General features: G+C 69.5%; 12 protein-coding genes. 2 read left to right on the top strand and 10 right to left on the bottom strand.

Annotated elements, in window-relative coordinates:
• Positions 1–113: 113 nt before the first annotated feature.
• The 4 genes from ABIE67_RS35355 to ABIE67_RS35340 all read right to left on the bottom strand — a co-directional run bounded on the left by ABIE67_RS35355 (position 114) and on the right by ABIE67_RS35340 (position 2,397).
• Positions 114–1,130 carry a hypothetical protein gene (locus ABIE67_RS35355; protein ID WP_370265545.1) on the bottom strand — a complete coding sequence of 339 codons (1,017 nt, stop codon included), beginning with the start codon at positions 1,128–1,130 and terminating at the stop codon, positions 114–116.
• Between the two features lie 66 nt (positions 1,131–1,196).
• Positions 1,197–1,466, bottom strand: a complete 270-nt coding sequence (locus ABIE67_RS35350; protein WP_370265543.1) for a hypothetical protein — start codon at positions 1,464–1,466, stop codon at positions 1,197–1,199.
• Positions 1,467–1,652: 186 nt separating this feature from the next.
• A complete protein-coding gene (locus ABIE67_RS35345; protein WP_370265540.1) occupies positions 1,653–2,060 on the bottom strand; it encodes a hypothetical protein in 408 nt (135 codons plus the stop codon).
• Between the two features lies 1 nt (position 2,061).
• Positions 2,062–2,397: a DUF6188 family protein gene (locus ABIE67_RS35340; RefSeq protein ID WP_370265538.1), complete on the bottom strand. Its 336-nt coding sequence runs from the start codon at positions 2,395–2,397 to the stop codon at positions 2,062–2,064.
• 412 nt (positions 2,398–2,809) lie between these two features.
• On the opposite strand from ABIE67_RS35340, the gene ABIE67_RS35335 reads away from it, so the two are divergent.
• Together ABIE67_RS35335 and ABIE67_RS35330 are read left to right on the top strand one after the other, a co-directional pair.
• Positions 2,810–3,703 (top strand): NAD(P)-dependent oxidoreductase, encoded by an 894-nt coding sequence (locus ABIE67_RS35335; RefSeq protein ID WP_370265537.1) that lies wholly within the window; start codon positions 2,810–2,812, stop codon positions 3,701–3,703.
• A 4-nt stretch (positions 3,704–3,707) separates the two neighbouring features.
• Positions 3,708–4,079 (top strand): NTP pyrophosphohydrolase, encoded by a 372-nt coding sequence (locus ABIE67_RS35330; protein ID WP_370269264.1) that lies wholly within the window; start codon positions 3,708–3,710, stop codon positions 4,077–4,079.
• 37 nt (positions 4,080–4,116) lie between these two features.
• On the opposite strand, the gene ABIE67_RS35325 is transcribed toward ABIE67_RS35330, so the two are convergent.
• The 6 genes from ABIE67_RS35325 to ABIE67_RS35300 all read right to left on the bottom strand — a co-directional run bounded on the left by ABIE67_RS35325 (position 4,117) and on the right by ABIE67_RS35300 (position 12,691).
• Complete coding sequence (locus tag ABIE67_RS35325) at positions 4,117–5,640, bottom strand: amino acid permease (RefSeq protein ID WP_370265535.1); 1,524 nt, start codon at positions 5,638–5,640, stop codon at positions 4,117–4,119.
• A gap of 166 nt (positions 5,641–5,806) precedes the next feature.
• The gene (dxs, locus tag ABIE67_RS35320) at positions 5,807–7,735 is read right to left on the bottom strand and encodes a 1-deoxy-D-xylulose-5-phosphate synthase (RefSeq protein ID WP_370265534.1); all 1,929 of its coding nucleotides are present in this window, start codon (positions 7,733–7,735) and stop codon (positions 5,807–5,809) included.
• A gap of 231 nt (positions 7,736–7,966) precedes the next feature.
• Entirely contained in the window at positions 7,967–9,259 is a 1,293-nt protein-coding gene (locus tag ABIE67_RS35315; protein WP_370265533.1) for a sugar ABC transporter permease, read from the bottom strand.
• Complete coding sequence (locus tag ABIE67_RS35310; RefSeq protein ID WP_062719591.1) at positions 9,256–10,047, bottom strand: ATP-binding cassette domain-containing protein; 792 nt, start codon at positions 10,045–10,047, stop codon at positions 9,256–9,258. The genes ABIE67_RS35315 and ABIE67_RS35310 overlap by 4 nt, the downstream gene beginning before the upstream one ends.
• Positions 10,048–10,254: 207 nt before the next feature.
• Positions 10,255–11,358 carry a substrate-binding domain-containing protein gene (locus ABIE67_RS35305; protein ID WP_370269259.1) on the bottom strand — a complete coding sequence of 368 codons (1,104 nt, stop codon included), beginning with the start codon at positions 11,356–11,358 and terminating at the stop codon, positions 10,255–10,257.
• A gap of 133 nt (positions 11,359–11,491) precedes the next feature.
• Complete coding sequence (locus tag ABIE67_RS35300) at positions 11,492–12,691, bottom strand: ROK family transcriptional regulator (protein ID WP_370265531.1); 1,200 nt, start codon at positions 12,689–12,691, stop codon at positions 11,492–11,494.
• Positions 12,692–12,865: the final 174 nt, after the last annotated feature.

The raw sequence follows: 12,865 nt of genomic DNA, 5'->3' as shown, positions 1-12,865 counted from the left end.
CGGGGCACCGGCGTTGGCGGTGGGTGGCTGAGGGCTCCGCCCCCGGACCCCGGTGTCGGCCTGAACGGCCTCGTCCTCAAACGCCGGACGGGCTGGAGTGCCGGGACCGGCGTTCAGACCTCCCGCCACGCCTCCAGTGCCAGTCCCGGCTCGTCCTTGCGTCGGGTGATGAGGAGTTGTCCCGTCGACGGGGACACCGTGGCCGCCACCACGCGGTCCTCCTCGTCCACCGCCAGCCCCACCACCGCGTCCAGCGGCAGCTGCGGACCCGACTCGGTCCACCACGCGCCCGCCGCCTCCTGCTCCGTCGGATACGCGGCGAAGGCGACGCGGCCGCTCGCCGAGCGCTGGGCGAGCAACGTGCAGTCGTGGCCGTCGAGTGCGCAGCGGATCGCGGAGACCGGGCCGGGGCCGGCGGAGGCCAGCAGGGGCACGGGCTTGGTGCCGGGGCGCCAGGCGCAGAGGTCGCCTGCGTCGTCGGCGTAGAAGAGGGTGGTGTGGTCCGCTGAGGTGGCCAGGGCGTGCAGGGTGCCCGGGCGGGCCGGGGTCTCCAGCGCCTCCTCCAGGACCGGGACGGCGCCCGGCTTCTCCTGCTGCCAGTGCAGGATGGCGCCGGGGACGGCCGCGTACAGCTCGACGTGCCCGGACTCCCCCGTCACGGCGGCCAAGTCGTCCTGTACGTCGCCCCCCTTGAGGTCACGCCAGGGCCCCCAGCCGCCGACCTCCTTCTGACCGCGCATGCTCACGCCGCCGCCCTTGTTGCGGACGAAGACATGGGCCCGCCCCTGTGCGTCGACCGTGACGGCGGGCGTGCCGGTGCGGTCGCCGGCCTGGTCCGGGTGGCCGATGGAGATCCAGTCCAGGGCAGCCAGGCGCGGACGGAAGTGCGTGGAGTGCACGAGGCCCGCCTCGCCCGCCTTGGTAGGGCGCCAGGCGGCCAGATGGGCGTAGGAGTCGGCGCCCTGGCCGACCGCGGGGCCGGGGCGCAGCTTCTGGTCGCCGCCGACCCGGCGCGGGGGTTCCCAGGGGCCGCCGGGTCCGAGTTCCGCCCGGCACAGGACGGTGTCGTCGGTCGGCAGATAGACGCTGAGGCGGCCGTCGCGGCCGCGGATGAGCCAGTCGCCGTTCACCGGATCACCATATGCGGGGCGTGCCTGCGGTCCTGTCCCGCCCCCCAACTGACTGGTGTGACCGCGTCAGACCGTGTCGGGCGGGAATCCGTGGTGGGCGCCACCGCGGACGAAGGCCCGCCAGGCCTCGAGGTTCCCCGAGCAGTCGGGGAACACCTCGAGCCGGAACTCCTGCTCCCAGCTCACGGTGAGCTCACCCGCCTCCCCGACGGTCACGCCGTCGACGCAGGGGCGGAGTTCGCCGAGCACTCGATTGAACGTGGTGGTCTTCGCGTCGTAGATCATGCGGAAGTCGTCGAAGGCCGTCGGCCCCCCGCCCTTCTGCGCATAGCGCATGTCCGCGGACCCCCAGCAGGATCCTCCCGTGCCGCACGATCCGGAACGGGCACTGCATGTGGACCATGACCTCCTCGCGACCGGGGCCGTGGAACTCGACGATGCCCATGTCCACAGCCCTGCCGACGGAGTGGACGACCGTACCCCTCAGGATCCGGCTGATCTCGGCGCCCAGGCCTGCCGTGGTCACCGGCGGCCTCCGTCGGCGAGCAGCCGTTGTGCCGTGTCACTCACCTGGTCCCACGGGTGCGCGGCCAGGATCAGCAGGGCCTCCTCCGGAGTGCTCGGGTTGCCCGCCACGGACGATACGACCGCGTCGTGTGCGTCCCTCGCCAGTTCTCCGAGCACGTCCGCCGGTGTGTCGCTCCGGCCTGCGACCTTGTCGCGAACCCTCCAGTCGGCGTCCTTGGCCAACTGCCGCAGCACATCTGCCGGAACCGTGCGGTTGAAGGCGACCCAGAACCGCGTGTCCGGGTGGTTCGCGACGAGTTCCCGCCACACTTCGGCGGGTGCTCGGTCCTTCTTCAGGCGCCGGTAATCGCTGCCGTCGCCGCTTTTCCGGAGCTGGACGAACTCCTCCGCGCTCTCGATCATTTCACCCGCTCTTCGAATGCGAACCGCCGGCTCGGATCGCCCCCTGAACATTCAGATGGTGTCCGGTGTCGAATACGGCGCGCAGCCCACCGGACTTGAATGCCACCGCCGACACCACGGTGGCACCCACCAGCTTCCCCCATTGCTCGGCAGGGAGCGGCACCGCGCCCGGAGCAGCGGCCGACCCATGGGTCAGATGCGCCGGTCCGTCGAATATCAGCTCCACGCCGCCGGCCAGGGCCACCACGCGCCGCGGAGGATCCGACGTCTGATGGACCGCTACCACCCGCATGCCTCGCAGCCCCAGGGTCCACCGGTCTTCCCGCTCCTCGGTCACGGATCCTCCGGGCGTGATATCACTCGAGTTCACTGTCGAAGTACTGCCTTCCATGCTGCGTCAGCCTCCGGACACGTCGTCACGGCAGGCCGCTTGGCGGCGTACAGGGGGCCGACGGAGCGATGCCGGTCCGCGTCGGACGGTCTCCGGCGGGAATCCGTGGTGGGCGCCAGCGCCGACGAACACCCGCCAGGCTTCGATCGTTCCGGAGCAGCCGGGGAACGCTTCGAGCCGAAAGCCGCGCTCCCAGCCCTGCCCAGACTTCATGAGAACAAGCTGAGGACTCTACTTCGGCGAAAGCGCGGTGATCGAGAGGAGAATCGGGGCATACCGAAACCGGCTCACGCATGTAAGCATGATCTTGGTCACACGCCCCGTAGCAACGTCCGTACGAGAACAGGAAGTCGACGTCATGACCGACAAGCTCACCGTGAGCGTCCTGGGCACCGGCATCATGGGCGCCGCGATGGCCCGCAACCTCGCGAAGGCCGGGCACACCGTGTGCGCCTGGAACCGTACGCGGGCCAAAGCCGAGCCCCTGGCCGCCGACGGCGCCTTCGTCGCCGGCACCCCCGCCGAGGCGGTCCAGGGCGCCGACGTCGTCCTGACCATGCTGTACGACGGTCCCGCGACGCTGGACGTCATGCGTGAGGCGGCGCCCGCCCTGCGCTCCGGTGCCGCGTGGGTGCAGTCGACGACGGCCGGTGTCGAGGGGATCGCCGACCTGGCCGGCTTCGCTCGCGAGCACGGCCTCGTCTTCTACGACGCCCCGATGCTCGGCACTCGTCAGCCCGCCGAGGCCGGTCTGCTCACGGTGCTGGCGGCGGGGCCCGTCGAGGGGCGGCGGACGGTGACGCCGGTGTTCGACGCCGTAGGCGCCCGTACGGTGTGGACCGGGGAGGACGGCGGGGCCGGGACCGCGACACGCCTGAAGCTGGTCGCCAACAGCTGGGTGCTCGCGGTGACGAACGCGGCCGGTGAGGTGCTGGCCCTGTCCAAGGCCCTGGACGTGGATCCGCAACGGTTCTTCGAGGTGATCGAAGGCGGCCCGCTCGACATGGGGTATCTGCGCGCCAAGACCGGGCTGGTGCTGAACGGCGGGCTCTCCCCCGCCCAGTTCGCGGTGGCCACGGCGGCGAAGGACGCGCGGCTCATCGTGGAGGCGGGTGAGCGGTACGGCGCCCGCCTGGATGTGGCCGCGGCGAGCGCGGCGCGCTTCGAGCGGGCGGACGCGCAGGGGCACGGCGACGAGGACATGGCGGCGGCGTACTTCGCCAGCTTCGAGGAGGAGGAACCCCATGGATAACCCCATGGATGAGGCCACTCCCCTGCTCGTCATCGTCGACGCCGCGAATGTCGTCGGGTCGGTGCCCGACGGGTGGTGGCGGGATCGGCGCGGGGCCGCCGAGCGGCTGCGGGACCGGCTGGCGGCGGACGGGGTGCCGGGGCGTGCGGGGCCCGTGGAGATCGTGCTCGTGGTGGAGGGGGCCGCCCGGGGCGTGGAGCCCGTGCCGGGCGTGCGGGTGGAGTCCGCGGGCCGGAGCGGGGACGACCACATGGTCGAGCTGGTGGAGCGGGCGGCCGGGCGGGCCTGCCTCGTGGTGACCGCGGACCGCGAACTTCGGCGCAGGGTCACGGAGTTGGGGGCGGACGTGGCGGGACCGCGCACGGTTCGGCCGTAGCCGGCTGCCCCACGCGGTCCCGTGCCGTCGGGTCGGGCTATGCCGTGTCCGTGCCGTGGCCCTTCTCGACCTCGGGCACGGTCGTCTCCTGGTGCCGTCCGAGGCGGCTGTGGGAGCGGCCGTAGAGGAAGTACACGACGCAGCCGACGGCCATCCAGATGGCGAACCGCACCCATGTCTCGGCGGGCAGGTTGATCATCAGCCACAGCGAGGCGCACACCGACAGGATCGGAATGAACGGCACCCACGGGGTGCGGAAGGCCCGGTGCAGGTCGGGGCGGGTCCTGCGGAGGATGATCACGCCGATGGCGACGACGACGAAGGCGAAGAGCGTGCCGATGTTCACCAGCTCGGCCAGTTCGCTCAGGGGCGTGAAGCCGGCCAGGATCGCGATGAGCCCGCCGAGCAGAATGGTCGGCCGGTGGGGGGTCTTGAAGCGCGGGTGGACGTGGGAGAAGAAGCGGGGAAGCAGTCCGTCACGGCTCATCGCGAAGAAGACACGGGTCTGGCCGAGCAGCAGAATCATGCACACCGTGGTGAGGCCCACGGCCGCGCCGAAGCTGATGAAGCCGGCGAACCAGGGGTGCCCGGTGTCCTTGAACGCCTCGGCGAGGGGGGCGTCCACGTTGAGCAGGCTGTAGTGCTGCATCCCCGTCACGACGATGGACACGGCGACGTACAAGGTGGTGCAGATCAGGAGCGAGCCCAGGATGCCGCGTGGCATGTCCCGCTGGGGGTTCCTGGTCTCCTCGGCGGCCGTGGCCACGACATCGAAGCCGATGAAGGCGAAGAACACGATCGAGGCGGCCGTGAAGACACCCATCACGCCGAAGTTGGACGGAGCCCAGCCGAACATGAGCTGGATCAGCGGGGAATCGAGGCTGCTGCCCGCTTTCACCGTCTCCGCCTTCGGGACGAACGGGTCGTAGTTGTCGCCCTTGATGAAGAAGGCGCCCGCGATGATCACGGTGAGTACGACCGTCACCTTGATGGCGACGACGATCGAGGTGACGCGCGCGGAGAGCTTCGTGCCGAGTACGAGGATCGCGGTGAGCACCAGTACGAGGGCGGCGGCGAGGATGTCGAAACCAAAGCCGTCGGCCCCGTCCCTGGTGCCCAGGGCCTCGGGCAGATGCCACCCCGCGTTGTCCATCAGCGAGGCGATGTAACCGGACCATCCGACGGCGACCACCGCCGTGCCGAGCGCGAATTCCAGGACCAGGTCCCAGCCGATGATCCAGGCGGGCAGTTCGCCGAGGGAGGCGTACGAGAAGGTGTACGCGGAGCCCGCCACCGGGACGGTGGAGGCGAATTCGGCGTAGCAGAGCGCGGCGAGCGCGCAGACGACGCCGGCCGCGACGAATGCCAGGGCGACAGCGGGCCCCGCGTTCTCCTTGGCGGCCTTCCCCGTCAGCACGAAGATGCCGGTGCCGATGATGACACCGACGCCGAAGACGGTCAGATCCAGCGCGGACAAGGACTTCTTGAGCGCGTGCTCTGGCTCCTCGGTATCGAGGATGGACTGCTCGACTCTCTTCGTCCGGAAGAGTGTGCTGCTCACGGTCGTACCTCCCACGCTTGCGTCCTCGACATGATCAAGAGGGGGCGTGGTACGCCTGCCCCGACGCGGGTGGATTCACACAGATGGGCCGGTTTCACCACCCTTCACGGCAGTGAAACCGGCCCGTTTGGCGCTATGGCTCGCGTCGGTCGCGCTGTGGCTGGCGTCAGTCGCGCGCGGACTCCACCGAGTCGACCTCGGCCGCCGTACGGTCGAACCGGCCGTCCAGCTTGGCGACCAGCCCGGTGACCTGGCGGGCGATGTCCGGAGCGGTGAGGCCGATCTCCGCCATCACCTCGGCGCGGGAGGCGTGGTCGAGGAAGCGCGGCGGGATGCCGAAGTCCCGCAGCGGGAGGTCGACGCCCGCGTCGCGCAGGGCCTGGGCGACCGCCGAGCCGACGCCGCCGACCCGGGAGTTGTCCTCGACGGTGACGACCACGCGGTGCCGCTCGGCGAGCGGGGCCATGGCCTCGTCGACGGGCTTGACCCAGCGCGGGTCGACGACGGTGGTGGTGATGCCCTGCTTGTCGAGGAGCGAGGCGATCTCCAGGCACATGGGGGCCAGTGCGCCCACGGAGACGAGCAGCACGTCGGGCGTGTCCGTCCCCGGCTCACGCAGGACGTCCATGCCGCCGACCCGGCCCACGGCGGGCACGGCGGGTCCCACGGCGCCCTTGGAGAAGCGGACGACGGTCGGGGCGTCCTTGACCTCGATGGCCTCGCGCAGCTGCGCCCGCACCTGGTCGGCGTCGCGCGGCGCGGCGAGCCGCAGGCCGGGCACGACCTGGAGGATCGACATGTCCCACATGCCGTTGTGGGAGGCGCCGTCGGTGCCGGTGACGCCGGCCCGGTCGAGCACGAAGGTGACACCGCACTTGTGCAGCGCCACGTCCATGAGGACCTGGTCGAAGGCGCGGTTGAGGAAGGTGGCGTACACGGCGAAGACGGGGTGTACGCCGCCCGTCGCCAGGCCGGCCGCGGACACGGCGCCGTGCTGCTCGGCGATGCCGACGTCGTAGATCCGGTCCGGGAAGGTGTCCGCGAACTTCTTCAGGCCGACCGGCTGCAGCATCGCGGCGGTGATCGCCACGATGTCCTCGCGCTCCTTGCCGAGCTTGACCATCTCGTCGCCGAAGACGGACGTCCAGTCGGCGCCGGAGGCCTTGACCGGCAGGCCGGTGTCGGGGTGGATGGGGCCGATGCCGTGGAAGCGGTCGGCCTCGTCCTGGAGGGCGGGCTGGTAGCCGCGGCCCTTCTCGGTGAGGCAGTGCACGATGACCGGGCCGCCGAAGCGCTTGGCGCGCGCGAGGGCCGACTCCAGGGCCTCGATGTCGTGCCCGTCGATGGGACCGACGTACTTCAGGCCCAGGTCCTCGAACATGCCCTGCGGCGCGATGAAGTCCTTGAGGCCCTTCTTGGCCCCGTGCAGGGTCTCGTAGAGCGGCCTGCCGACGACCGGGGTGCGGTCGAGGATCTCCTTGGTGCGGGTGAGGAAGCGCTCGTAGCCGTCGGTCGTGCGCAGCGTCGCCAGGTGGTTCGCGAGGCCGCCGATCGTCGGCGCGTAGGACCGCTCGTTGTCGTTGACGACGATGACGAGCGGGCGGTCCTTGGCCTCGGCGATGTTGTTCAGCGCCTCCCAGGCCATACCGCCGGTCAGCGCGCCGTCGCCGATGACGGCCACGACGTGGTCGTCGCGTTTGCGCAGCTGGTTGGCTTTGGCGAGCCCGTCGGCCCAGCCGAGGACGGTCGAGGCGTGCGAGTTCTCGATGACGTCGTGCTCGGACTCGGCCTGCGAGGGGTAGCCCGACAGACCGCCCTTCATCTTCAGCTTGCTGAAGTCCTGGCGGCCGGTGAGCAGCTTGTGGACGTAGGACTGGTGGCCGGTGTCCCAGAGCACCTTGTCCTTGGGCGAGTCGAAGACCCGGTGCAGGGCGATGGTCAGCTCCACCACACCGAGGTTGGGGCCGAGGTGGCCGCCGGTCTTGGAAACCGCCTCGACGAGGAAGGTGCGGATCTCCTCTGCCAGCTGGTCCAGCTGCTCAGGGCTGAGCCGGTCCAGATCGCGCGGTCCCCTGATGCGGGTCAGCAGCGGCACCCGTGCCTCCTTGCAGTAGAGCTTTTCGAGCTGTTGCCGGGCTTGTCGAGTCTAATGTTCCGCTCGGACGGAAGGTTCCCGGCCCACACGTCGTACGTCACGCATTCGGCTCTACCCGGCAACGCCCTGTACTACAACGCCGAGAAGGGGCGCGGGGAACCGCGCGACCGGCCCGAACGGACCGGCACCCGCCAGCTCACCCACGCCCCTGCGGCGCGACGGCGTTCCGCGCTACGCGCGACCAGCCGTCTTCTGCGTCTTACGAGTGATGGAGTCGATGACCACCGTGGTCAACAGCACACCCGCGGTGATCATGTACTTCACCGGCTCGGCGATCGACTCCAGCTGGAGCCCGTACTGGATCGACACGATCACCAGCACACCGAGCAGCGCGTTCCAGGTCCGCCCGCGCCCACCGAACAGCGACGTACCACCGATGACGGCCGCCGCGATGGCGTTCATCAGCAGGTCACCGGTACCAGCGCTCTGGTTGGCCGACGCGATCTTCGAGGCCAGGAAGAGACCACCGATCGCCGCGAACCCACCGGAGATCGCGAACACGGAGATCCGCACCGCGGTCACGTTGATACCGGCACGGCGGGACGCCTCGACGCTGCCACCGAGCGCGAAGATCTTGCGGCCGAACGAGGTACGCCGCAGCACGAAGTCCGTGACGACCAGGAAGACCAGGAAGATGACCGTGGCCAGCGGCAGGCCCTTGTACTGGTTGTACATGACCGCCGCGGCGAAGGAGACGACGCCCAGCAGCGCCGTCCGCAGGATCGTGTCGCTCAGCGGCCGGAACGGGATGCCCACGGCCGCACGACGGCGGTTGCCCAGGAACGAGGTGATGAAGAACACCGCGGTCACCACGGCCGCCAGGCCGTACGCGGCCGCCACGTCCGTGAAGAAGTACGTCGTCAGCTTGCCGATCAGACCGTCGCTGTCGAGGTTGATCGTGCCGTTCTCGCCCAGGGTCTGGAGCATGAAGCCGAGCCAGAAGAGCAGACCGGCCAGCGTGACGGCGAACGCGGGAGCGCCCAGCACCGCGAAGAAGAAGCCGTGCGCCGCGCCGATGACGGCGCCCGCCGCGACGGCGAAGAGCACGGCCACCCACTCGGGCCAGCCCTGGTTGACCGCGAGGACGGCCGCGAGGGCGCTGGAAGCGCCACTGACCGAGCCGACGGACAGGTCGATCTCGCCGAGCAGCAGCACGAAGACGATGCCGACCGAGATCATGCCCGTGCCGACCATCGTGACGGTGATGTCGTTGATGTTCTGCGCGGACAGGAAGGCGGAGTTCAGGCTCTGGAAGATGACGCAGATGGCGACCAGGCCGAGGATGACGGGCAGGGAGCCCAGCTCACCGGCCTTCAGCTTGCGCTTGAACTCGCCGATGTAACCGGCCAGGCCCTGCTCCTGCACCAGCAGGCGGGGGTCGACCGCGGTCACCGCGGCCGCGGCGGCCTCGGTGTTGCGCACGTCGTGGTCCTGCGCCGTCGCGGAGGTCTTGTCGATGCTCACTTGGAAACCTCCCCGTTCGTGCGCGCCGCACGGCGGGTCACGGCGTTGTCGGTGGCGCCGGTGATGGCGGAGATGATCTCCTCCTGCGAGGTCGTCTTGACCTCGAAGACACCGTTGTTCTGACCCAGGCGCAGCACGGCGACCTTGTCCGCCACGGCCTTGACGTCGGCCATGTTGTGGCTGATGAGGATCACGGCGTGGCCGCGCTCGCGCAGTCGCTCGACCAGGTCGAGGACCTGGGCGGTCTGCTCGACGCCGAGGGCGGCGGTGGGCTCGTCGAGGATGACCAGCTTGGGCTCGCCGAGCATGGAACGGGCGATGGCCACGGTCTGGCGCTGACCGCCGGAGAGCGAGGCGATCGGGATACGCACGCTGGGGATGCGGATCGACAGCGTCTGGAGCAGCTCGCGTGAGCGGCGCTCCATCTCGACCTCGTCGAGGACGCCCCATTTGCGGACCTCACGGCCCAGGTAGAGGTTGCCGACGACGTCGATGTTGTCGCACAGCGCGAGGTCCTGGTAGACCGTCGCGATGCCCAGGCTCTGGGCGTCGTGCGGCCGGTTGATCGAAACGGCCTTGCCCTCCCACTCGATGACGCCCTCATCGATGGGATGCACGCCGGCGATCGTCTTGACCAGCGTGGACTTTCCGGCGCCGTTGTCGCCCACCAGGGCGACCACTTCACCGGCGTGGACCTCAAGCTCTACGTCGGTGAGCGCCTGAACGGCACCGAACCGCTTGGAGACCCCGCGCAACGCCAGCACGGGCGTAGCGGACACGTGAACCATCTCCTTCGCCGCCTGACCCGGCGGAAGGGTTGTGCAGAGAAATGCAGGGTGGGTGGGCGGGGGATACCCGCGGGGTTCCGTCCGGCGCCCCGCGCCGAGCTTGCGGGGCTGAATGATGCGCGGGGCGCCGGAGGAGTCTGGAGCAGTCATGTCCCGTGCGGGAATTCAAGGACGGATTCCCGCACCTGGAAAGGGACCCGGTACTGCTTACTTGATGCCGAGCTTGTCGCAGGCGGCCTTGTACTTGCCGGTGCAGATCTCGGCGGCCGTGTAGACGCCGTCCTTGATGACGGTGTCGTTGATGTTGTCCTTCGTCAGCGAGGTGACGTCGACGAGGACGGACGGGACGCCCTTCTCGCTGCCGCTGTCGACCTTGTCCTTGGCGATGGAGTCGAGCGACTTGCCCTGGGCGAGCGCGACGGCCATCTCGGCGGCGGCCTCGGCCTCGGGGGCGTACGGCTTGTAGACGCTCATGTACTGCTCGCCAGCGACGATGCGCTGCACGGCGGCCAGCTCGGCGTCCTGACCGGTGACCGGGATGTCGGCGATGCCCGCGGCCTTGAGGGCCGTGATGATACCGCCGGCCATGCCGTCGTTGGCGGAGTAGACGCCGGCGATGTTGTTCTTGCCGACCGCGGAGATCGCCGCCTCCATCTCGGAGTTGGCGTTCTCCGGCTTCCACTCCTTGGTGTCGTACTCCTTGGCGATGGTGACCTTGCCGTCGAGGGCGGAGTGGGCGCCTTCCTTGAACTGCGCGGCGTTCGGGTCGGTGACCGAGCCGTTGATCATGACGATCTTGGAGTCCTTGGTGGCCTTGTCACCCAGGGCCGTCAGCAGGGCCTCGCCCTGGGTCTTGCCGACCGCCACGTTGTCGAACGAGGTGTAGGCGCTGATGGGGCCCTCGGCCAGGCGGTCGTAGGCGACGACCTTGATGCCGGCCTCGACGGCCTTCTGCACGGAGTTCTTGATCGCCTTGGCGTCGACGGCGTCCAGGATGAGGACGTCCACCTTGTTGGTGATCATGGTGTCGACCTGCTGCGCCTGCAGGTTGGCGTCCTGCTTGGCGTTGTTGTAGTCGATCGTCGCCTTGCCGTTCGTCAGCTCCTTGATCTTCTCCTCGATCAGCGGCCGGTCGAACTTCTCGTAGCGCGCGGTCTGGTTCTCCGGGAGCAGGAGACCGACCTTGATGTCGTCGCCCTTGGCGGCAGAAGCAGTGGAGTCGTTGTCGCCGCCCGCTTCCTCGGCGCTGCCACAGGCAGCCAGCGAGACGGCCATCGCACCAGCGGCAACGGCAACGGCGGCACGACGCATACGCGTGTTCACTTCAGAAACCTCCCTGACGAGGCCGCGACGTTGCGGCCGAGGTGGCTGGAAGTCAACTCGGCCACACGTGCGACGTCAAGAAGTAAATCCTTAACGGGTTGGCAACGGTGCCATCCGTTCTCTAAGTGAAGGCGGGAGTGGCCGCGTGCAGCGTGCTGTCCAAAAGGGTTGAATCACCCATCTCGCTGAGCGCGAGGGCGAGGGCTCCGAGCACCTCCGCACGACCACCAAGTGCCCCGGGGAGAACGGACAGTTGACGCGCCGCGCTGGGGATGGCGTAGCGGCCGACGGACTCCCGGATCGGCCCGAGGACCAGCTCACCGGCCTCGGCGAGATCACCGCCCAGGACCACGCGGCTCGGGTTCAGGAGATTGCAGAGGTTCGCGACTCCACTGCCGATATGGCGGCCGACGTCGGCGATCACCCGACGGCAGCCCGGGTCTCCGTCCCTGGCCAGCCGCACGACACCCTCCATGGTCAAGTCGGTGCCGTGACTGGACTGGAGGAGCGGGAGCACATAGCGGGCGGCCGCGAAGGTCTCCAGGCAGCCCCGGTTTCCACATCGGCAGACCGGGCCGGACTCATCAAGAGTAATATGCCCGATTTCTCCCGCAGTGCCACCCGGGCCCCGGTAGATCTTGCCGCTGATCACCAGACCGGCGCCGACACCGCTGGCGACCTTGATGTACGCCAGGTCCCGCACGCCCCGCCCGCTGCCCCAGACCAGCTCGCCCAGGGCGCCCAGGTTGGCGTCGTTGTCCACGTGCACGGGCACCCCGAGCCGGCCGCGCAGCTCCTCGGCGGGCTTGGTGCCGGTCCAGCCGGGCAGGATGGCGGTCGAGCCGAGGGTGCCGGACTCGACGTCGATCGGGCCGGGCACGCCGAGGCCGACCCCGGCGATCTTGGACCGGTCGACGCCGGTCGCCTCGATCAGCCGGTTGACCAGCTCCTCGGCCCGGTCGAAGCCCTGCGTCGAGGAGGCGTCCACGTCCAGCGGTTCGGACTCCTCGGCCAGCACCTGGTGGGCGAGGTTCCCGACCGCGACCCGCAGGTGCGTATGGCCGAAGTCGACCCCTATGACGATCCCGGCGTCCCCGCTCAGCGAGACGCTGCGGGCCCGGCGGCCACCCGCCGAGGTGGGCGTGACCTCGACCGTTCCGCCGTCCTTGAGCTCCCGGACGATATTGGAGACCGTCGCCGCGGACAGACCCGTGGTCCTGGCGATCTCCGCCTGGGTGAGTGAACCGGCCAGCCGGACGGCCCGGACGACCCGCTCCAGGTTGGCTCGGTGCAGCGACGACTGCGACCCCGGAGTCTCCACGACGACCTCCTGCGCGCGGGACCGCTTCGATGAGGCCCCGTCAGTGTCCAACTAGTGAACTCTAAGCTGAGCCGTTTGGGTTGCCTCCCGTCAAGAGGTTGAACCGGATCCGGGGATGTGTACGCGCACACGTCAGCCGCCCCGGTGTGGGACGGCTCACTGTGACATGGGGTG

This window comes from Streptomyces sp. V4I8 (assembly GCF_041261225.1).
Lineage (GTDB): Bacteria > Actinomycetota > Actinomycetes > Streptomycetales > Streptomycetaceae > Streptomyces.
This window is presented reverse-complemented; position numbering and strand designations above follow the sequence as displayed.

Coding starts and splice junctions, on each gene's coding strand:
- ABIE67_RS35350 (WP_370265543.1), bottom strand. CDS start 1,466: ATGCGCTATGCGCAGAAGGGCGGGGGGCCGACGGCCTTCGACGACTTC.
- ABIE67_RS35345 (WP_370265540.1), bottom strand. CDS start 2,060: ATGATCGAGAGCGCGGAGGAGTTCGTCCAGCTCCGGAAAAGCGGCGAC.
- ABIE67_RS35335 (WP_370265537.1), top strand. CDS start 2,810: ATGACCGACAAGCTCACCGTGAGCGTCCTGGGCACCGGCATCATGGGC.
- ABIE67_RS35330 (WP_370269264.1), top strand. CDS start 3,708: ATGGATGAGGCCACTCCCCTGCTCGTCATCGTCGACGCCGCGAATGTC.
- ABIE67_RS35310 (WP_062719591.1), bottom strand. CDS start 10,047: ATGGTTCACGTGTCCGCTACGCCCGTGCTGGCGTTGCGCGGGGTCTCC.
- ABIE67_RS35305 (WP_370269259.1), bottom strand. CDS start 11,358: ATGCGTCGTGCCGCCGTTGCCGTTGCCGCTGGTGCGATGGCCGTCTCG.